The following is a 20,177-nucleotide window of genomic DNA, read 5'->3' on the forward strand; positions in this document are numbered from 1 at the left end:
GAACTTACCGGATCCTTCTGCGGTCCATGATGTAGATGCTCTTTGCAAATGATTTTGCATACTGCTTGAGCTCTGCCACCTTCTGGGATATCTCCATAGGATCCCTGACAAGGGTGCGGTCCGTGTTGACCACAGCCAGAGAGACGGTCATGATGCCGAACATGGCAGGTTTGTCATTCCTGTCTATTGAGATAATAAATCCCTTCTTGGCGTCCTCAGGATCATAGTGAGCGGGAATGCCCTTATCGAACTCCTCGATGATCTGGGTGCATATTTTCTGGATCCTGTCAGGCGAACAGATGATCACAAAATCATCGCCGCCGATATGTCCGAGGAAATCCTCAGGCGCGCCGTATTCCTTTTTGATGGCGGTCAACATCTCCGCCATCCATTTGATCAGGTCACTGCCCCGCGCATAGCTGTACCGGTCATTGTATGCCTTGAAATTGTCCAGGTCTACGAGGCAGAAGGAGAAACTCTGCGTCTCATTGAGTCTCGTGAGCAGTTCTTTCTCTATTGCCAGATTTCCCGGCAGTTTTGTCAGGGGGTTGGCATCAAGGTTGATCACCTCAAGTTCCTTGAGGCGTGACGACATCTCTCTAAAGGATATCGCCAGGTCTGCAAGTTCATCCGCTCCCTTGATCTCGGGAATACTGTCAAAATCTCCGCTCCTGATCATATTCGTCGCCTCTTTCAGCCTCTCGATAGCAGCATTGAGATGATTCGTCAGGAGTGTGGCAAAGAGGAGGCCAAAAACAAAGGATATTGCGCTCAGCACGATCATGATGAGCAGAGCCCGCTCACTCAGGGCATTCGACTTATTAACATGCAGGTCCTGCTGGGATTTGATCCTCAGGTCCATGTCTTTGAGGGCAAGGAGGATCTTGTTGAAATGCGATTTCAGGTCATGGCCTGATATCTCTTCCGCTTCCCGGCTCTTATGATCCTTAATGAGCTGTATCTCTCTGGTAAAAAGGGTGTTGTATTTCTCATGAAGGGAAACGAGCGTTTCGACATTGACGCCGAGGTATGTCTCAGTCCTGCTGATATCACCAAGAAGGTTCCTGAACTCCCTGCTCCGTGTCCAGAACAGGTTCTCTGCATCCTGCTGCTGGAGCATGAGAGACCTTTTTTCATACAGATCCTGGGCAAGTATGCTGTCATTCAGGCGCGTCAGCTTTTCATTGACCGCAATGGAATTAAAGACGATCGTCTTCGTAATGGCGCTCAGCTCCCTAAGGCTGAAAATGGCATACATGCCGACAAGCAGCGTAAAGGATATCATCACGATATATCCGAGAAAGATCTTTTGCCGTAAGGAAAAATTCATATCGTTTCTTCGCTCGTGTTGAACCGGGGATGCTCATAGAGCGTTACCCTGTTCCTGCCTGATTCCTTGGATTTATACAAAGCCGCATCTGCCAGTTTTGTCACAGCCTCTATTGTATCACCATCCGCAGGAAAAGTTGCCACCCCGCCGCTGACCGAGACAAAACCGAGGGGCTGTTTCTCCCGGTGCTTAAAGGGGGTGGCCTCGATCATCTTCCTGATCTTTTCTGCATACTGCGCTGCCCCGTGCTTGTCAGTGTTGGGAAGCATCACAATGAATTCCTCGCCGCCGTACCGTGCCACGACATCCCGGCTCCGTGTATGTTTCTTCAGAAGACTGCTGAGCTCCCTCAGGAGATAATCTCCCTCGGCGTGGCCGTTCTGATCGTTGTATTTCTTGAAATGGTCAATGTCGAACATAAAGATCGATATGGGGAAACTATAGCTGAGTGCCTTCTGCACCTCATCCAGCGACCGCTCTGCAAAATATTTTCTGTTATAGAGCTTTGTCAGAGCATCAGTATTCGCCTCATCCTGGGCAGTCGAAAGCCTTTCACAGTTCTGCAGGGATATTGCAGCAAGGTCTGTCACCATCGCGATAAGGCGTTTTTCGTCTCCCGTAGGATTGAGGAGCCTGCCAAGACCGAGTATGCCGATCAGCCGCCCCCTTGAGATCATCGGCGCAGCATGCATCATCTGGCCGTCTAAAGCCTTTGTCCCGGTCCCATTGTTCTCCTGGGCAAGCATCATCTTCAGCTTGGCTGCCTTTCCTATGAGACCTTCGCCGACAGCGAATGAAACAGACTCTTTTCTTTTTGATCCGTATGCAGCCTCGAGCGTCAGCACGCCCGCTGCTTCATTATAGATGTAGGCTTCAATGCAGTCAGTATTGACCAGATCTTTCGTGACCCTGATAACGGATGATATGGTCTCGTCAAAGGTGAGGCTTGAGTTCAGATGCTTTACGGTCTCCGGTATGCGGACAACAAAATAGGCATATTTCTCATTCTGCTTTTTCAGCTCATCGACCTGCCGCCGGATTTCGTTCTTCGCGGCTTCTGACAGGGACAGCTTTTTTTCAAATTCTTTCTGCTCGTTCAGGAGCCTCTTCTTTTCAAAGATGCCGCCGGAAGCCTTGCCGATGAAGAAAAAAATGATCCCGGTTAGAGCTGCGATAACAAGGGCATAGGCTGTTTGAGTTTCAGCCAGCAGTTCCATCATACGCGTCCTTATCCTTCGGCCGCATGGAACCGTGGCGTACTCTGCATCATAGCATTAAGGCTGTTCTGCTTATTTCTGACTGCCGCACGTTGGACATTGAGGGTCCTTGAACCCCTTGAAGGTCCTGAAACTCATGTCATTGCCTGACCAGACAAGCAGTTTGCCCTTTAGCGGCTTGCCGATGCCTGCAAGATATTTGAGGGCCTCCATTGCCTGCAGGGTGCCTATTACGCCAGGGGTCGCGCCGAGCACCGGAAAGACCTCTTTAGGAGGGGATTCAGGGAAATAGCATCTCAGGCACGGCGTCTCCGGCGACTTGATGAACGTAATCCTGCCGTCGAGCCCCCAGATGCTCCCATGTACCAGAGGGATATTCTTCCGGATCGCGGATTCATTGAGCAGATACCGGGTAGGGAAATTGTCCATGCAATCAAGGATAAGGTCAGCCTTCCCGACCAGTTCATCCACATTCTCTGCAACGATCTTGTCCGTGATTGCTGTTATGGTAATGTGAGGGTTCAGCTCTTCAAGCGTCTGCTTTGCGGAAATGGCCTTGTTTGTGCCGATCCGGTTATGGTTATGCAGTATCTGGCGGTTGAGGTTCGACTGGTCAGGAGAGTCAAAATCGCAGATGCGGATATTGCCGACTCCGGCTACAGCAAGGTAAATCGAGACCGGAGAACCGAGCCCACCGGCTCCGGCGATAAAGATCGTTGAGTCCTTGATCTTTGCCTGGGTTTCTTCTCCCCAGCCTTCCATCATCATCTGGCGGGTGTATCTGCTGATCTCTTCCGGTGTGAATGCCATACCTTCCCTCCCCTTCTGCCTCGTGCTGCGGCAAACATGCTAATATAAATTGAGGCCGCAGTTGAAAAAAGTATAGCAGATGACTGAACGAACCTTCAATACATTGCAGGGACTATGGCAGAAAGCATAATTGACCTTTTCCGCAAGACAGCATCAACCTATCCCGATGCTATTGCCTTTCACTATTACGGTAACGGTTGGCAGACCGTTACTTACCGCGAGCTTGCCGACAGAGTAACGAACCTTGCATCGCATCTGATACGGTCCGGGGGCAGAAAAAATGACCGTATTGCAGTCATCGCCGAGAATCGGCCTGAATGGTCTGTTGCGTACCTTGCGATCCTTTCTTCAGGCTGCATTGTCGTACCGCTTGATGCACAGCTTGCTCCGGCAGAAGTTCAGACTTTACTGAATGACGCAGAGGCGCATGTCGTCCTGCACAGCAATAAGACAGCCGGACAGATTGCGGGTTATGCAGAGCATTTCCGGAGATCTTCCGGCAGGGACCTCCTGCTCATTGATTTTGACAGCACTGACTACAGGGAAATAGAAAAAAAGCCTCCAACCGGATCCCTGCCTGCATGCGACCAGGACGATATCGCATCAATAATATATACATCAGGCACAACAGGAAATCCCAAGGGTGTCGTTCTCACCCACAGGAACTTCTGCTCAGATGCCCAGGCCCTCATTGAGGCACGCATTGTTTCGCATGAAGATAATGTTCTTTCCATCCTTCCTCTTCATCATACCTATGCATTCATGTGTACCCTCATGGTACCGCTGTTTCTCGGGGCTTCCATAACGTACCCCCTGAGCATGAAAGGCCCGGACATGATTGCTGCCATACAGGGAAAGGGTGTCAGTGTGGTGATCGGTGTGCCGCAGCTGCTCGGCATGATCAGAAATAACATTATTGCCAGGATCAATGCCCTGTCCAAACCGCTCCGCTTTCTTCTGACTAAACTGACCGCTTTTTCAGGAGCTGTCAGAAAAAGGCTCGGCATCAACCTCGGGAAGTTGATATTCAGATCTGTGCACAGGAGTTTCGGAAACCGATTTCGGTTCTTTACGAGCGGCGGCGCCAGGCTCGATCCTGCTGTCATGGAAGATCTTGAGGCGTTAGGCTTCACGGTACTTGAAGGCTACGGCCTCACTGAAACCTCGCCCGTCGTTACCTTCAATCCTGTTGAAAAGCGGAAACCCGGTTCTGCTGGCAAGCCGCTTCCCTCTGTTTCGATCAGGATTGCCCATCCCTCAGATGCCGAAGAGGGAGAGATAGAGATAAAGGGGCCGATGGTCATGAAAGGCTACTACAACAGGCCTTCTGCAACTGCCGAGGTGCTGCATGACGGATGGTTCAGGACCGGAGATATCGGCAGGCTTGACCATGAGGGGTATCTTTTCATTACCGGCCGCTCTAAAGAGGTTATTGTTCTGAGTTCAGGCAAGAACATCTATCCCGAAGATGTCGAAAGAATGTATCTTTCATCAAAGCTGATCAAGGAGATCTGCATCATGGGAATTGAGCGTCAGGGGATAACAGAATCACTGCATGCCGTGATTGTCCCTGATTTTGAGCATGCCAGGCAGGCTGCCATCTCAAACCTCTATGATGCAGTTAAGTGGGAGATAAATGCCCTTTCCGGAGCTCTGCCTTCCTATATGAGAATACAGGGGTTCACGCTTCAGAAAGACCCCCTGCCCAGGACGCCTCTCGGCAAGTTGCGGCGCTTTATGATCAAAGCCGCTCAAACACAACCTGAGCCAAAAAAGCAGGGTGTTTCTGATACCCCGGAGGCCTTGTTTGCAGAGGATACCGGCAGCAAAGTGCTTAAGGCCCTCAGGAACGTATCGAAGAAAGATCAGGAGATACAGGCAGATGACAATCTTGAGCTTGATCTCGGCCTTGACTCACTCTCCAAAATAGAACTTGTCGTGGCGATCGAAGCAGCCTTTTCCCTGAAACTCCCTGAGGATTTCATGTCTGATATCCATACCATCAGGGAACTCATCGAAAAGGTCAAGGCTTCTTCAGGCTCGCCCCGGGCAGCAGGGGCTGAAAAGACCGGCTGGAAAGAGATCATATCAGCAGACCCTGAAGAGCAGATAGTACTTGAGAAGCCTGAATTGATGATGCTTCCGTCAAAAATAGTGTTTGCCGTCATGAAACTTCTCGTGAAGTTTCTTTTTCGTCTCGAAACGCGGGGGCTTGAGAATATCTCTGCTTCCGGGAATTTCATCATTACCCCAAATCATGCCAGCTATCTTGACGGATTTGTTGTCGTGCTTTCATTGCCCTTCTCTGTATTCAGAAACCTGTATCTGCTGGGAATCAGCGATTTTTTTACCGGCACGTTAAAGGGCTGGTTTGCAAGAAGAGCCCATATAATCCCCATTGACTCTTCTGCGTACCTGAGCCGGGCGCTTCAGACATCTGCCTATGTGCTCAGAAATGCACGTTCGCTCTGCGTTTTCCCTGAAGGCGGAAGGTCGCCTGACAACACGCTCCTTGAGTTCAAGAAAGGAGTAGGCATTCTCGCAGTTGAGATGGGAATACCTGTTGTTCCTGTTTATATCAAGGGAGCGTTTGAGGCCCTGCCGCGGGAGGCAGCATGGCCAAAGTTCAAAAAGATCACTGTCACCTATGGAACGCCGCTTTCTGTAAAGAACGTGGATCTTTCGAAGAAACCTGTTGGCATGGATGACTATCAGTATTTCGCATATCTGATACGGGAAAAGGTGAAGGAACTGTCAAAATCAGCTTAGACTTCTGGTCTGCCCGTACCGTTTTTCCTGATTCCGCTGATAATAACGCTCAGTTTCTTTATCAGCGACTTAAACATGCCGCGGCCTTTTCCTGCAGAGCTGTTGAGTGAGGGATAAATGGTGATACGTCCATGCTTGTCAGCCTCGTATGTCCTGCATCCCATGAGAAAATTATAGCAGAGAAAAATGGAGAGTCAAATTAATATTGCTTCATGTATGCCCTCAGCAGTTTTTTCATCAGTTGTAATACATGCTGATCAGGGGGTTTTCTTCCCTCAGCATCGTCCCGGGTCGTGTTATGTTTTTACCCGGCCCATTGCTTTACATTTCTCCGGTAATTCCTGTATCTTTTTATGATGATCGATCTTCATACACACACTATTTTCAGCGATGGAGAGCTGATACCTTTTGAGCTGGTAAGAAGGGCTGAGGCAATAGGATACAGGGCCATCGCCATTACAGACCATATGGATGCATCCAATCTTGACCTCATTATCCCGCGTATCGTAAAGGCCATCGAAAAACTCAGATCCCATATTTCGATCGATGTGATTCCCGGCGCAGAAATAACCCACGCACCGCCTGAGCTGATCGCTGACCTGGTAAAAGAGGCGCGTGCGCTCGGCGCAAAGATCGTTGTTGTGCACGGCGAGACGATTGCTGAACCGGTGCTGAAAGGAACGAACCGGGCAGCCATCGAAGCCGGCGCTGACATCCTCTCGCATCCGGGAATGATCAGCATCGAGGACATGCTCCGCGCCAAGGAAAAAAATGTTACTCTTGAGATTACGGCGCGCCGCGGCCATGCATTCACCAACGGCTATCTGGCAAAAGAAGCGATCAAGTTCGGTGTGCCTCTCTGCATCAATACAGATGCGCACAGCCCGTCTGATCTCATCACAAAAGAACATGCACGGAACATCCTGCTCGGTGCCGGCATCGAGGAGAACAGGGTAGATTCCATATTTGAAAGTTCCAAATCACTTGTAGATAGAGTCCTAAGGAGGAGCAATGCCTAAAGCGATAAAAAAGAAGTCTGTGCTCAAAAAAGAGGTTGATACCGAGATACAGGTAAGGGACAGTTTCGAAGGTATAAAAAATGTCTTCGAGCAGAAGCAGAAGCTGCTCGTGAGCTACGGGCTGATTGCGCTCAGCGCGGCAGTTGTCATCGGCGGCATCGCTGTTTACCGGTTCAATGCCAATGATAAGGCCCAGCAGTTGGAGTACGAGGCATACAAGACTTACTACAGCTTGTATCAGAAGACGCCTCTTGCCGGCCAGGAAAAGGCGCAAAAAGCCCTTGAACTTTTCCAGCAGGCGTATGAAAAGAAAAAATCACCAAGAGTCCTTCTCTTCATTGCTGACACATACGCCGAGATGGCAAAGTACGATGAGGCTTTAAAGGCGCTCGATGAGTTCACACAGCGGTTTGTTCGTGAAGAGGCCCTTATCCCCCTTGCTTATCAAAAAATGGTTGCGCTTCAGCTCAAGAAAGGGAGTAAGGAAGAGGCATTAAAGACCCTGGACAGGATTTCTGCTGCAGCCGGCGATATGCTGAAGGACTTTGCCCTGATCCAGAAGGCAAGAATGCTCGAGCAGGATGGCAAGAAGGACGAGGCAATGGCAAAATACAAGGAACTTGCAGAGAAATATCCCCAGTCGCCCTATGCTGAGGAAGCAAAGACAAAATCCGGCGAGAAGAAAGCAGGATAAAATAAAAGACCGATCAGACCTTTCGTGTTTTTCTGGATTTGGCGCTCTTCCTGTCGGTTGCAGCGCCTTTCTTTTTGCCTGAAACGGCAGAGGCCTTCACTTTCCTGTGCGAGACCTTTTTCATAAGGGCCCTGTCGAGATTGTCCAGGCTGAAAAGATCCTTCGGAGGCAGATAGATCGAGCTTCCTTTCTTGAGAGGCATGATCTTTTCCATGGCGTTCAGGGAAAGAATTACCGGAACCGGTATCCCCGTCTTTCCTGAAATGCTCTTAAACGTATCACCCGACTTCACGGTATAGCGGTCAATGGTAAACCGTTCTGCTTCAGGAATGGAAGCGAGCTTCTCCATAAACATTGCGAGCGATCCTTCAGGGATCTTCAGAATATACCGCTCTGCATCCGGCGGTGTACACCATCTCCTGAGCTCAGGATTCAACCTCCTGACCTCGTCAAGCGATATGCCGGCGCATTCAGCTACCACCGCCAGATCAATGGGAGAAGTTATCTCAATCTCATCATAGCTTAAGGGTGTCTGATACTCTATTGCTTCAAACCCGAACTCCTTGGGATTAGAAGCTATCATGCTTGCAGCAATGAACCTTGGAACATACTCCTTTGTCTCAGCTCTGATATGCTTTGTATCCAGAAGGTCCCAGTAGTCGTCCGCATTGCTCTTCTTCATTGCCCTCATGATCTTACCCTCTCCTGCATTATAGGCAGCCATGGCAAGGTTCCATGATCCGAACATGCCGTGAAGGTCTTTCAGGTAGTCTGCCGCAGCCTCTGTAGATTTCACAGGGTCGCGTCTTTCGTCTTTCCACCAGTTTATCTCAAGGCCGTATCTCTTCGCTGTTGATGCGATAAACTGCCAGGGACCTGCAGCATGGGCGATGGAATAAGCATTGGTGCTGAAACCGCTCTCTATGAGCGACATAAAAACAATATCTTCAGGAACATCTTTTTTTCTGAGGATATCCTTCATAACCTCAAGATACTTGCCTGATCTGCTCAGATACAGGGCAAATCTGTCCTTGATCCTGTTGGCAAAAAGGCTGATATTTCTATCAACAGCCCTTGACGCGGTCTTATTATCAGCATAAGGCACGAGGAGCGGAGGCGCCTGCAGGACAATGCTTTTCTGGGACAGATCAACGGGCTGAGGCTCTTGACTATCCTTTTCTTCCGATGCTATTGCCGGTAAACTTATAAGCAGAAGAAAAGATAGAATGGAAACAAGATGGATGAGTCTTTTCATTGGTATTATTCTCCTGTTAGCACCCGTCCTTTGTCAAGCATATCGAGGTTTTACATATCATTAACTTTAGATAATCAGATGCCATGTCAGGCAACTTATCAACCATGAAAAAACCAAAAACTCTAAGCCCCGGCATGGACCGGAAAAGCTCATCTGAGAACTCGTAGCTGCTAAACACGGTAATCATTGACAAGGGCAAAGTCCGGGCTCCAAAATAGAACCGGAAAATCATGGGCCTGAAAACAGCAAAAAGTATCTACGCCATCTTCAAAGAGAAAGATCTGACACTTTCTGTTGCAGAGTCATGCACGGGCGGCCTGATCTGTCATTATCTTACGGCTGTCCCCGGTGCAAGCAGTTTCCTGCAGGCAGGCGTTGTGACCTACTCAACTGAATCGAAAAAAAGAATTCTGGGAATCCCTGAAAAAGTCCTCTCCTGTCACGGGATCGTGAGTGAAGAAACCGCCCGGCAGATGGCCGAAAGAGTCCGTGCACTTACAAAAACAGATATTTCGGTCTCAACAACAGGCAATCTCGGACCTGATGTCCTTGAGGAGAAGCCGAAAGGTCTTGTCTTTGTTGCGATAAGCTCAAGAACAGGAACGGTCTCAATAAAACTGCAGCTGAAAGGGACAAGGGCACAGGTCAAAGAAAAGGCTGTTGTCGCTGCCCTGAAATTCCTTGCCGAGGTGGTCAGCAATGGCTGAACAGATCCCGGCTGCAATCAGGAAAGAGGTCGAAGAACTCGTCAGGGAGCTCAATGACCACAGCTACCATTATCATGTGCAGGACAGGCCCCTTATTTCCGATGCTGAATACGACAGCCTGTACCGCAGTCTTAAAGACCTTGAAGAGAAATATGGATATGTTCTGCCGGACTCGCCCACGCAGCGTGTCGGCGCTGCGCCCTCCGAAAAGTTTGAGAAGGTGAAACATACAGAGCCGATGCTCTCTCTTGACAATGCCTTTTCCTACGAGGAACTCAGGGAATTTGACAGAAAATTGAAACGCCTCCTGGATGCGGATACAGAAATAGAGTATACCGTAGAGCCCAAGATAGACGGCCTGGCTGTGGAACTCTCCTACCATGACGGCAGGCTCCTGAAGGCATCAACACGCGGCGATGGATATGAAGGAGAGGACATTACCCATAACATAAGGACCATAAGGTCATTGCCGCTAAGTATCAGTAAGGCCCCGGTTCCGGATGAGATCGATATCCGCGGTGAAGTTTATCTGGATATTGTCGAATTTGAGAAGCTGAATCAGCAGAGAGAAAAGAGCGGTGAGCCTCTTTTTGCAAATCCGAGAAATGCTTCAGCTGGAAGTGTGCGGCAGCTTGATCCCCGGATAACTGCATCACGCAAACTTCATCTTGCCTGTTATGGCCTTGGCGCGATCAAAGGTCTGAGTTTCAAGAGCCAGACAGAGTTCATGGCATGGATGAAGGAGCTCCAATTCCCTGTGCCGGCAAAAATGGTACGAGCAGAGGGCATCGAGAAGGTGATCGAGGCAATCCGGCAGTTTGAGCAGGAGCGGGATTTCCTTCCTTTTGAAACAGACGGGGCCGTAATAAAGGTGAATGACCTCAGCCTTCAGTTGAAGCTGGGCGTCAAGACACGCGAACCGCGCTGGGCAACCGCGTACAAGTTCAAGGCTCATCAGGGCACTACCAGGGTGAAGGAGATCCACGGGAGTGTCGGGAGAACCGGCGTAATTACACCTTACGCGGTCTTTGAACCGGTCAGGATAGGCGGCGTCACCGTGTCCCGCTCAACACTTCATAACTGGGACGAAATACAGCGGAAGGACATAAGGATCGGCGATATGGTGGTTGTTGAGCGGGCGGGTGATGTTATCCCCCGTGTTGTGATGGTTCTTAAGGAAAAGCGCACCGGGCAGGAGCAGGCCGTTCCAGTACCTGAGAGATGTCCTGCCTGCGGCTCTGAGGTTGTCCGGGAGGAAGGAGAGGTTGCGGTCAAATGCGTTTCTCTCCACTGTCCGGCACAGGTTCAGGAGAAGATCATCCACTTCACATCGCGGGGCGGCATGGACATAGAAGGCCTCGGGGAAAAGAATGTGGAGCTTCTCTTTTCCCGGGGGCTGATCAGCCATTTTGAGGACATTTACCGTATCAAAAAAGAAGATCTGCTCAAGCTTCCGAGGTTTGCTGAAAAATCCGCTCAGAATCTGATAGACGCAATTGAAAGATCGAAGAATGCAACTCTTGCCAGATTTCTTTTCTCAATCGGCATTCTCCATGTCGGTGAGTATGCAGCAAAACTCCTTGCCAGAAACTTCAGGAACCTGGACGAGCTTTATCATGTCAGGAAAGAGTCGATCCTCGGCATCAGGCAGGCAGGAGAAAAGATCGCGACGTCTGTGTGCACTTTTTTCAATGATCAAAAGAACATTGACCTGCTCAATTCCATAAAAAAGCTCGGCATGAATCTCTCAAACCCTGACTATACAGCAGGGACAAAGAACAATCTTGTCTTCAGCGGCCTGACCTTTGTTATTACCGGTTCTTTGCCAAGATCGAGAAAAGAAGTGGAGGATCTCATCGAAAACAACGGCGGACATGCAGCATCTGCTGTTTCTGCCGGCACTGATTATCTGGTGGCAGGTGAAAATGCAGGTTCAAAGCTCGACAAGGCAAATAAACTTGGCGTAAAGACGATATCCTATGAGAAACTATTAGACATGATAGATCGCGATAAAGGACAACAGAGATTATTCTGACCTTCATGAAACGACTGACTGAAAAAGAGCTGAAAGAGGCGCCGGACTACGAAGAACTTAAATGGTACAAAGGCGTGCCGGTGATTGCAGCAGCCTTTGGAGAGACATGGAAGCGGCTGAATGACACACAGGACTATACGGATGCCGACTACTTTGTTGTTGTTGACGAAGATGACCGGGGATCTTTTTTCGGCACGTATGCTGACGACGAACCTATAGAACCGAGCAACTGAAACGATTATCAGCTCTCCGGCGTCACCGGCTGCTGAACCGCAGATACATTGCCAGTCGCCTCTTTTACTTCAGGCTTGAAATCATTCTTGAATATGGTGAGCACAATATGGGGGATGGCCTCGGCAAGATATGCGACTACGGTCGCCCAAAAAGCCATCATAAGAAGAACCTTCAGATCTCTCACTTGATCGGTAACAATCGCATTCAGCAGGTAACAGAAGGTAAAAAATAGTCCCCAGGCGATCGGCGCAACAAATGCTATCAGAATTAATATGCGGTGAGGTTTGTTCGCTGCAAGCTTCCAAACTCCTGCGGCAAAAAGGAGATAGGGGACAAAGACGCGAACTGCATCGAACATATGTTTTATGATGAACGCATACCCCTCTTTATTAAAGATCGAAAAAACGAGCAGACCAAGGAACCACATGATGAGAGGAAAGAGCAGAGATAATTGAAAGAATCTTGATTGTGTCATATTTTATGAGATAACTTTATAAGCCAATAACCAGATTGTCAACGTGAAATTACAATTATAATTTCGGTTATTTATTGAATTTTGCGGAGTAAATGCTTCATGCATATTCTATAAACTACCATCACAAGGGGAAGCGGCATGCCACTTCCCCTTGTGACGTCTACTACTGTCCCTCTCCCCCAAGAAGCCTACGCGCCAAAGGTATACTTTGTTCCTGCTGTGTTCAAGGTGAAGGCGTCCGGCATTTCCCTGCTCAATGCCACCATCGCCCTGAACCCGGTACAATGGGTTCCCACGATATGGTCGGGCTTCATTGCCTTGATATCGGCAACAGTATTCTGAATAAGTTCAGGCTTCGCAACAATAAGATGGAAACCTCCCATGATCGCGTGCACCTTCTCGGTTCCGGTGACCTTCTGCGCATGCTTCACCGTATTAACGATCCCGCAATGAGCACAACCGGAAAGAACAACCAGGCCTTTTCCTTTTACGTTAAAGAAGACGGCCTGCTCACCCTGAAAATTATCGGATTCGATCTTGTCCCCGCGCTTTATCTGCTGACTCAGCGGAATTTTCTCATAGCTCGTGACCCTTTCTATGTTTCCGCTAATGTAAGCACCGGGAATGATCTCAATCGGGGTCTTCGCCTCCACAACCTTTACGCCAAGGGCTTCGATATCTTCTTTGCTCAGCTGCCCAAGATCTGTAGGTTCTGATGCTCCGGGGCGCAGTGTATATCTCCGGGAAAAGGCCTCCTCGCCTACATAAAATGGCGTTCCAGTGGCAATCTTGGACTGGTTCTGTTTGAGGATACTGATTGCGCCGGTATAGTGATCGTAATGGCCGTGGCTCAGGCTGAAGGCGTTTGTCTTTCCGATATCAAGACCCAGAAGCGCGATATTGTTCAGCACGCTCGTCGGGTCAAGCCCGAAATCGAACATGCAGGCGCTTGTCTTTCCGCCAACAATAGTCTCGATATAATAAGAGAGCCCGTGTTGCGCACCCATTGATTTCCCGGCAACTGAGCGAAAGCGCTTTGTGATCTTGGTATCCGGTTCATTCGTGTCATAATAGTTGTCTGCCAGGATCCATATTGTCAGCTTATCCACTTCGGTGGCACCCGTGGCAGCCACTGCCATTGCCCCGCTCCTTAATGCCTCTCCGGCTGCGACCAAAACGCCGGTTGCTGCTGCGTACTTAAGAAAATCCCTGCGGTTTAATCCACTTTCCATCTCCATAATGCACCTCCTTAGTGTTTTTACATCTTCTTAACCAAAAGAATGGCCGCATACCGGAGGGGCGGGGAAAATATATTCCCCTCCGGTATGCGCGTTGTCTACTTGGCCCGTTTCCAGACCTGTGTGTTCTTTCCGCCACCACCAATGGACGGGGCGGGGTTTATGATCTTCATGTCGTCTCCAATGACGGTCACGGGCCGCTTCTGATCCTGGCCATCCCAGTTGGGGAACGTGCTGCCCACAATGTGCAGATTCAATATCTGCTCCTTATCGCCTGTCACTGTGTACGTGCCAATAGCGGCAACGGAACCGTCAACAACAGCCTTGTATTCCTCAGCGGTTCCTTTTGTGCGGACGTTGGAAGCGAATTTAGGCAGGCTTGACCTCATCAGGGTCATAGAAAAATGGCCATCCGGTGTCAATAGCATGGATCCTCTGGGGTTAGGACCGAACGGCTCGAGCCTCTTGCCGTCTGTCTCGTTGTAGAGTTCGACGAGAATCCAGCTTCCCTGCACGCCTTTCTCCTGTGCCCAGACCTTCGATGCTCCAAACAACATTCCACCTGCAAGTACAGCAACAACCAGCAATACGCTTAGCACTTCCTTAATTGAACGTTTCATAGGTGTTTCTCCTTTCACTGAGTGCATTTCTTCCCAAAAAAGGAAGATTGTTAAAAACTGTGTTGCACTGTCTACACCTCAACCATTTACAGACCTTCCCCTCCCTTCTAATGACGTAATAGATTAATCAGCAGGATAAAGAGCCCACAGACTGTCAGAAGGATTCCGATCACAAGCACAATGTAGTCGAACGTGCTGTGAGTCCATTTTTGGATACGCCACCTCCTCAATCAGATGAGCCAATCCTTCTATGCTCTATTATCAAGTAGGATGCCAACTCTTTCGGCAGAGAAATAACCCTTTATTTTCGACGAGGTAGTTGTTTTCAAGACTGTGTGGACTTCAGGATCGCCACAGCATAAGGTAAACATGGTTGACTATTAAAATAACGTGGTGGGGATAACGCCTTGAAATTACTTAATTAATTGGTCATGCAAACAAGGTTTGCACTAAGCGCGAATCGTTTACATAAATCTTTTGCAGGACAGGTGGAAGGAAGATATTATTTCTGAGAGCTCAACAGGGAGCGATGCTGGACTTTATCAAGTGACGGATATATATCATCGGAGCCGTCATGGCATTATTGCTTCCTACCACGTTATCCCGAACTCTTTTTTCAGTTCCTTCAAATATCGCCAGTCAGTATGCTGGTCAATGAACTGCTGTGGATTGGACTTAACCATGCCAATATCTCTCATGCGCAGTGCGTAAAATCGAATTGTATCTTCAGGATTATAATCCCGCCACTTGGTGTATGGTATTTTCTTAAGTGCGGGCAAGGTGTTCATGTATTCGAATTCCTTGATTACCTTCTTCTCAATAAGGATACGAGTTGCCATCTCGGGGTCATGGGCGACGATATCGTTTGCCCTGAGGATGGCGCGAAGAGCCCGTTTGGTGGCAATGGGGTTTTTGTTTATGAAATCTCTGTGCCCCGCCACCATGCAGCAGAAATACTGGGACCAGGGTTTATCGACATTGGTGTCAACCAGAACATGGCCGATGCCCTCTCGTATCAGCTCATGTGCACCGGGAGGGAAGGACATGAATAAATCGATCTTGCCTTCGCGAAACATTCGAATTGCTTCATCTTTGTCTACCCATACATAGTTGACATCCGTACGCGGGTCAAGGCCGACATAAGAGACAATAGTGGAGAAAAAGATGTGAGGACCATCGTTCTTGACAGCTCCGGCCCAGACGGTCTTTCCTTTGAGGTCACGGACCGAGCGGGTGCTTGCGCTGCCGATCAGTGTATAACAGCCCACATGCAGGCCTGACAGGAATTTAAGCGGATGCTGTTGATGTTCCAGCTGATACATTGCGCGCGCGGAAAACTCCGCACTCAGATCAAAGGCGCCTTCCCTGCTCATTTTCGCAACGTCCGGCCCGAGCCCAAATACATACTGAATATCGGTGAACCCTTCTTCGCGCAGAAGGGGCTCGGCCGCGTATATGGGCGCCCAGCATGCCGGCTTCCCCTTATGTATCAACAGCCTCGTCGTCTCAGGAGGCGGCTCCACGGCAGCAGATACAAGTTCGGGTCGTACGCCTAAAGCGGCAGCCGTACCAGCAAGCGCGAGCCCTCCAAGGAATTCCCTCCGGCTCCAGCCATTGGACTTTTGGTTTCTCATAATGCTCCTCCCTTTTTTATATCATATAGCGTTTGAGCTTCTTATCGAGTCCCTGCCTCGTGATCCCGAGGAGTTTCGATGCCTGCAGTTTATTCCCTTTTGTCTTAAGCAGCGCATTCCTGATGCATGCGATCTCGAGCTCTTCCACTCTTTGGGGAAGGAAGAGAGTGGGCTGGCTCTGCATAACAGTTAACGGAGCGGCGTTTCTCCATTTTTGCAGTTCCGAAGAGCTGTGCTTCAAAGAAATCCGCTCCCCCTCCGGGGTCAACGCAACCATATGCTCCACTTCATGGAGAAGCTGACGCACATTTCCGGGCCAGGGATATTCTTCAAAAAAGTTAAGCAGCTCAGGGGAAAACCCCTTCACTTTTTTCTTGAAACGTCTGCTCACCCTGTTCATAAAAAAAAGTGTAAGAGGCACTATATCCTCCCACCGCTCCCTTAAAGGTGGAATAAATATCTCAACGGAAAAGATGCGGTAAAAAAGGTCTTCCCTGAATCTGCCTTTTTCAACCTCATCCCGCAAATCCTTATTTGAAGCGCTGATGATCCGCAGGTCGTAGCGTACGAGTTTGTTGCTGCCGAGCCTGCTGCCTTCACCCTCCTGAATGACGCGCAGAAACTTTGGCTGCATTACAAGCGTCATGTCTCCGATCTCGTCCAGGAAAAGCGTGCCTCCATCTGCTTCCTCAAAGCGGCCGCCCCTGCTTGCGATCGCCCCGGTGAACGCACCCTTTTCATATCCGAAGAATTCGCTCTCCATGAGATTCTCAGGGACAGAGGCGCAGTTGACCGCCACAAAGGGCTTGTCCTTCCGGTCACTGCCCTGATGGATCATGCGGGCAATCACTTCCTTGCCTGTACCGCTCTCTCCATGGATAAGGACATTCACAGGGCTTCTGCAGACGGCACGCATCGTGCCCAGGACCTGCTGCATGGCCCGGCTCTCAGCTATGAACTGCACCTCTTCTTTGAGGTTTCTGAGTTCCAGTGCTTCGCTTAGTTCCCTGAGTCGCTTGTTTTCGAGACACATTCTTATCCTGGCCTTCAGAAGGACCGGATTGAACGGTTTGAGCAAATAGTCATCAGCTCCCATCTGGATGCAGCCTACAACACTGTCCATCTCATCGAGTGCTGAGATCACGATAACAGGAACGTCCCTGTGGAGATCGCTGCTTTTCAGACGCTGCAACATCTGGTACCCGCTCATCTCAGGCATCATGATATCGAGAAGGACCATGTCGAACGCTTGAGTCTGCATGATCTCCATGGCCTGCCGTCCATTTTCCGCAGCAGTGACCATATGGCCCTGCCGCTCAAGCTGACGGCAGATCAGGTCACGGTTTATCTCATTGTCGTCAACCACAAGCAGATTTCCGCGGATGACCGTATCAGGGTAATACCTGCCCTCTTTGATCGGGGGGATATCGCTCATTACAGTCCGGACCATATCTGAGGCATCAGAAGGTTCAGATGCCGGATATTTGCTCTTCCTGGACCTTGTGAAACAGGCTATTTCCTCAATAAAAGACAGGAACAGCCTGCCTGCAGAGCGAATCTTCTCAAGATCAGGGATGAATCCTCTCGGTCCATGCTCCTGGGCATCTTCAAGCAGCATTTCGGTATAGCCGATGATTGCGTTCAGAGGCGTACGCAGTTCATGGCGCAGGTTGGCGCTAAAGTCCTCCAACTCTTTCCCTGTCCCGGCAGTATCTATTTTTGCATCATCCAGACTGTCATCAACGAGCAGAAGTAGCTTCTTGCCCAGGGCATGGATCTTCCTCAGGTCGGATATGAAGCGTTCCTGACCTTGCTCCCCTGCATCTTCCAGCAGCATTCCACTGTATTCAATGACTGCATTTACCGGCATCTGCAGTTCATTGCGCAGGTTGGCGAGAGATGCCCGATACGAACGATCGGCTTCGTCTTTCGGCTCTGTCATGCCTTCTCCTGTCTCTTCAGAAGCGCCTCTATTTTTGCGAGCAGCCGCCCAAAATCCACCGGTTTCGTATCATAGTCGTCACAGCCTGCCCCCATCGCCTTTTCACGGTCCCCTGCCATAGCATGAGACGTCAGGGCTATGACCGGTATTGCGGCTGTCTCCGGCATCCCCTTGAGCCGCCGGGTCGCTTCCCAACCATCGAGCAGAGGAAGGCTCATGTCCATCAGAATAAGGTCTGGCCGCTCTGAGGCGGCCATGGTTACCCCTGTCTCACCGTCCATGGCGATCACTACCTCATACCCCTTGCGCTGGAGCCGGCGGGACAGCATGTCCCGGTTCATTTCATTGTCTTCCACCAAAAGTATCTTGGGCATTGATCTCCCTTCCTGTTATTAATTAAGTTTGCAAGTAATCGGAAAATTTATAAAATCCCTCCTAACCTCCCTTTGCCAAAGGGAGGAATATTCCCCTCTTGCCTAAGGCACCTACTGTTGGTTGGCAAAGAGGGGAGATTTTTAGAATGAGTGACCATTTATTAATACACAGATTATGACGAATCGCCTGAGGTTGCCAATGAAATTGCATCAGCCTTGGGTGGTGCTGCCATAGGAAGCCTTACCGTAAAAATCGTGCCTCTGCCGAATTCGCTGTTGACCTTGATCTCCCCACCCATCATCTCGCAGAATTGTCTGGTTATTGCCAATCCCAGTCCGGTTCCCCCGTATTTTCTTGCGGTCTGAATATCTGCCTGAGAAAATGGCTGGAACAGCTTTTCCATCTGTTCCATGGTCATGCCGATACCCGTATCAGTTACGCTTACTGAAAGCCAGCCGGTTCCTTCTGAACAATCCTGGACTGCATCCAGGGTAATGGTTCCGAGTTCGGTAAATTTGCAGGCATTGCTCAGCAGATTAAGCAGTATCTGACGGACCTTTGTAATATCAGCGTACATGGCGCATGAATTATCGGCGAAGTTAATTGCGAGAATATCTGAATTCTTTTCAATCAGAGGCTGGACAGTGCTGGCCACTTCTTCTATCAGGGCCTTCAGATTAAAAGTCTCAGGAAAGAGTTCGATCTTTCCTGCCTCGATCTTGGATAGGTCAAGGATATCGTTTATGAGCGCCAGCAGGTGCTTGCCCGAGGCCCGGATCTTCTGAAGGTCAGGGATGAAATCCCTCTGATCCCTGTCTTCGGCCTCTTCTGCCAACATTTCGCTGTACCCGATGATGGCATTGAGCGGCGTTCGGAGCTCGTGACTCATGCTGGCCAGGAAATCTGACTTATGGCGGCTCGCAACTTCAATCTGTTGATAGAGGTCCCTTAACTCATTGTTCATGCGATTAAGGTTGTCGGCCAAAGTCCCGAGTTCGTCCCGGTTCGGCACTTCGACGCGCTTCGAGAAATCTCCTGAGGCTATCTGTCCGAGCTGTTTATCCATCAGCATAACCGGGCCCATCAGCGATGAAGAGACCGCATAACCAAGCAAAATTGCGAGGCCGATGCTTCCAACGGCAAAGCCGATGACAACCCAGCGCGATGTCTTGTGCGCCAGGTTACTCTCGTCCACCTTTGCCTCCATATCAGCCTCGGCCCGGTTGACCATCTCATTGGTCAGCCTTTCAAGGGTGTCTGCCAGAGGAACAGTCTTAGTTAGTCGAAGTTCGTTTGCTTTTTTAAATTCACGTGCCCGTGTAAGCTCTACAACCTCTGTGATCATCTGGATCAATTGCTCATGTTCTATTTTGATCCTTTTAAAAAGCTCAGCCTCATCCCGCGTTACAAACTGAAGCCGGTCAAGGTCGTATCTAAACTCATTTAGCTGACGGAGCGCGCTTTCAAGCATCCGGTCCTCGGGCGACAGAAGAGCTGAAGTGACGCCATAGATCTGAGCGGTCGTGTCATGCTGGAGCTGGCGGAAGGCGGCAACTTTGCGCCGAAGTTGGCTGAGTTCCTCTGAGCGGCGGTTAATGCCGCTCAGGACCTGTATTACGACGAGACCGAATATGATAAGCAGCGCTGCGATGGCAAAGAATGCTCCGATCAGCTTGGAATGGACCGTGAAAGGCGCTCTCGCCACAAGCCGGGGCAGCCAATCCTTCATATCCACGCTAAGCACACCATCGGAACTGTCATGGTGTGAATAACCCTATGGCAAAGACCGCAGGACATTTCTTATTCGAATGTAAATATATTGC

17 protein-coding genes are annotated in these 20,177 nt (G+C 49.8%); 6 read left to right on the forward strand and 11 right to left on the reverse strand.

The window, feature by feature from the left end:
- Positions 1 to 4 precede the first annotated feature (4 nt).
- From HZB62_11470 to HZB62_11480, 3 genes are all read right to left on the reverse strand, one after another.
- Entirely contained in the window at positions 5 to 1,330 is a 1,326-nt protein-coding gene (locus HZB62_11470; GenBank protein ID MBI5075766.1) for a diguanylate cyclase, read from the reverse strand.
- Entirely contained in the window at positions 1,327 to 2,550 is a 1,224-nt protein-coding gene (locus HZB62_11475) for a sensor domain-containing diguanylate cyclase (GenBank protein ID MBI5075767.1), read from the reverse strand. Before HZB62_11475 ends, HZB62_11470 begins: the two co-directional genes overlap by 4 nt.
- Before the next feature lie 69 nt (positions 2,551 to 2,619).
- Positions 2,620 to 3,357, reverse strand: coding sequence for a HesA/MoeB/ThiF family protein (locus HZB62_11480; protein MBI5075768.1), 738 nt, complete (start codon positions 3,355 to 3,357; stop codon positions 2,620 to 2,622).
- A 114-nt stretch (positions 3,358 to 3,471) separates the two neighbouring features.
- Here HZB62_11480 and HZB62_11485 point away from each other — a divergent pair, with 114 nt between their 5' ends.
- The 3 genes from HZB62_11485 (at position 3,472) to HZB62_11495 (ending at position 7,839) form a co-directional block, all read left to right on the forward strand.
- Positions 3,472 to 6,126, forward strand: a complete 2,655-nt coding sequence (locus HZB62_11485; GenBank protein ID MBI5075769.1) for an AMP-binding protein — start codon at positions 3,472 to 3,474, stop codon at positions 6,124 to 6,126.
- 356 nt (positions 6,127 to 6,482) lie between these two features.
- Positions 6,483 to 7,145: a histidinol phosphate phosphatase domain-containing protein gene (locus tag HZB62_11490; GenBank protein MBI5075770.1), complete on the forward strand. Its 663-nt coding sequence runs from the start codon at positions 6,483 to 6,485 to the stop codon at positions 7,143 to 7,145.
- Positions 7,138 to 7,839: a tetratricopeptide repeat protein gene (locus HZB62_11495; GenBank protein ID MBI5075771.1), complete on the forward strand. Its 702-nt coding sequence runs from the start codon at positions 7,138 to 7,140 to the stop codon at positions 7,837 to 7,839. The genes HZB62_11490 and HZB62_11495 overlap by 8 nt, the downstream gene beginning before the upstream one ends.
- A 13-nt stretch (positions 7,840 to 7,852) precedes the next feature.
- Here HZB62_11495 and HZB62_11500 read toward each other — a convergent pair whose 3' ends face one another.
- Positions 7,853 to 9,094 carry a transglycosylase SLT domain-containing protein gene (locus HZB62_11500; protein MBI5075772.1) on the reverse strand — a complete coding sequence of 414 codons (1,242 nt, stop codon included), beginning with the start codon at positions 9,092 to 9,094 and terminating at the stop codon, positions 7,853 to 7,855.
- A gap of 230 nt (positions 9,095 to 9,324) precedes the next feature.
- Between HZB62_11500 and HZB62_11505 the strand changes: the two genes are divergently transcribed.
- From HZB62_11505 to HZB62_11515, 3 genes are read left to right on the forward strand one after another with little or no spacing between them, the layout of a single operon-like run.
- Positions 9,325 to 9,801 carry a CinA family protein gene (locus HZB62_11505; protein MBI5075773.1) on the forward strand — a complete coding sequence of 159 codons (477 nt, stop codon included), beginning with the start codon at positions 9,325 to 9,327 and terminating at the stop codon, positions 9,799 to 9,801.
- Positions 9,794 to 11,836, forward strand: coding sequence for an NAD-dependent DNA ligase LigA (ligA, locus tag HZB62_11510; protein MBI5075774.1), 2,043 nt, complete (start codon positions 9,794 to 9,796; stop codon positions 11,834 to 11,836). The genes HZB62_11505 and ligA overlap by 8 nt, the downstream gene beginning before the upstream one ends.
- 5 nt (positions 11,837 to 11,841) lie before the next feature.
- Positions 11,842 to 12,069: a hypothetical protein gene (locus tag HZB62_11515; protein ID MBI5075775.1), complete on the forward strand. Its 228-nt coding sequence runs from the start codon at positions 11,842 to 11,844 to the stop codon at positions 12,067 to 12,069.
- 8 nt (positions 12,070 to 12,077) lie between these two features.
- Here the strand turns inward: HZB62_11515 and HZB62_11520 are convergent, their stop codons facing one another.
- The 7 genes from HZB62_11520 to HZB62_11550 form a co-directional block, all read right to left on the reverse strand.
- Positions 12,078 to 12,545 carry a hypothetical protein gene (locus HZB62_11520; protein MBI5075776.1) on the reverse strand — a complete coding sequence of 156 codons (468 nt, stop codon included), beginning with the start codon at positions 12,543 to 12,545 and terminating at the stop codon, positions 12,078 to 12,080.
- Between the two features lie 188 nt (positions 12,546 to 12,733).
- Entirely contained in the window at positions 12,734 to 13,783 is a 1,050-nt protein-coding gene (locus tag HZB62_11525; GenBank protein ID MBI5075777.1) for a twin-arginine translocation signal domain-containing protein, read from the reverse strand.
- Positions 13,784 to 13,881: 98 nt separating this feature from the next.
- Positions 13,882 to 14,403 carry a lipocalin-like domain-containing protein gene (locus HZB62_11530; protein MBI5075778.1) on the reverse strand — a complete coding sequence of 174 codons (522 nt, stop codon included), beginning with the start codon at positions 14,401 to 14,403 and terminating at the stop codon, positions 13,882 to 13,884.
- A gap of 590 nt (positions 14,404 to 14,993) precedes the next feature.
- Positions 14,994 to 16,037: an ABC transporter substrate-binding protein gene (locus HZB62_11535; GenBank protein ID MBI5075779.1), complete on the reverse strand. Its 1,044-nt coding sequence runs from the start codon at positions 16,035 to 16,037 to the stop codon at positions 14,994 to 14,996.
- Positions 16,038 to 16,053: 16 nt separating this feature from the next.
- A complete protein-coding gene (locus HZB62_11540) occupies positions 16,054 to 17,979 on the reverse strand; it encodes a sigma 54-interacting transcriptional regulator (protein ID MBI5075780.1) in 1,926 nt (641 codons plus the stop codon).
- A complete protein-coding gene (locus HZB62_11545; protein ID MBI5075781.1) occupies positions 17,976 to 18,353 on the reverse strand; it encodes a response regulator in 378 nt (125 codons plus the stop codon). Before HZB62_11545 ends, HZB62_11540 begins: the two co-directional genes overlap by 4 nt.
- Before the next feature lie 173 nt (positions 18,354 to 18,526).
- Positions 18,527 to 20,089, reverse strand: a complete 1,563-nt coding sequence (locus HZB62_11550; GenBank protein MBI5075782.1) for a HAMP domain-containing protein — start codon at positions 20,087 to 20,089, stop codon at positions 18,527 to 18,529.
- Positions 20,090 to 20,177 lie beyond the last annotated feature (88 nt).

This window comes from Nitrospirota bacterium (genome assembly GCA_016214855.1).
GTDB lineage: Bacteria > Nitrospirota > Thermodesulfovibrionia > Thermodesulfovibrionales > UBA6898 > UBA6898.

Bases quoted from the DNA above. Each gene is read 5' to 3' on its own strand.
- HZB62_11470 (MBI5075766.1), bottom strand. From the start codon at position 1,330: ATGAATTTTTCCTTACGGCAAAAGATCTTTCTCGGATATATCGTGATG.
- HZB62_11475 (MBI5075767.1), bottom strand. From the start codon at position 2,550: ATGATGGAACTGCTGGCTGAAACTCAAACAGCCTATGCCCTTGTTATC.
- HZB62_11480 (MBI5075768.1), bottom strand. From the start codon at position 3,357: ATGGCATTCACACCGGAAGAGATCAGCAGATACACCCGCCAGATGATG.
- HZB62_11485 (MBI5075769.1), top strand. From the start codon at position 3,472: ATGGCAGAAAGCATAATTGACCTTTTCCGCAAGACAGCATCAACCTAT.
- HZB62_11490 (MBI5075770.1), top strand. From the start codon at position 6,483: ATGATCGATCTTCATACACACACTATTTTCAGCGATGGAGAGCTGATA.
- HZB62_11495 (MBI5075771.1), top strand. From the start codon at position 7,138: ATGCCTAAAGCGATAAAAAAGAAGTCTGTGCTCAAAAAAGAGGTTGAT.
- HZB62_11500 (MBI5075772.1), bottom strand. From the start codon at position 9,094: ATGAAAAGACTCATCCATCTTGTTTCCATTCTATCTTTTCTTCTGCTT.
- HZB62_11505 (MBI5075773.1), top strand. From the start codon at position 9,325: ATGGGCCTGAAAACAGCAAAAAGTATCTACGCCATCTTCAAAGAGAAA.
- ligA (MBI5075774.1), top strand. From the start codon at position 9,794: ATGGCTGAACAGATCCCGGCTGCAATCAGGAAAGAGGTCGAAGAACTC.
- HZB62_11515 (MBI5075775.1), top strand. From the start codon at position 11,842: ATGAAACGACTGACTGAAAAAGAGCTGAAAGAGGCGCCGGACTACGAA.
- HZB62_11520 (MBI5075776.1), bottom strand. From the start codon at position 12,545: ATGACACAATCAAGATTCTTTCAATTATCTCTGCTCTTTCCTCTCATC.
- HZB62_11525 (MBI5075777.1), bottom strand. From the start codon at position 13,783: ATGGAGATGGAAAGTGGATTAAACCGCAGGGATTTTCTTAAGTACGCA.
- HZB62_11530 (MBI5075778.1), bottom strand. From the start codon at position 14,403: ATGAAACGTTCAATTAAGGAAGTGCTAAGCGTATTGCTGGTTGTTGCT.
- HZB62_11535 (MBI5075779.1), bottom strand. From the start codon at position 16,037: ATGAGAAACCAAAAGTCCAATGGCTGGAGCCGGAGGGAATTCCTTGGA.
- HZB62_11540 (MBI5075780.1), bottom strand. From the start codon at position 17,979: ATGACAGAGCCGAAAGACGAAGCCGATCGTTCGTATCGGGCATCTCTC.
- HZB62_11545 (MBI5075781.1), bottom strand. From the start codon at position 18,353: ATGCCCAAGATACTTTTGGTGGAAGACAATGAAATGAACCGGGACATG.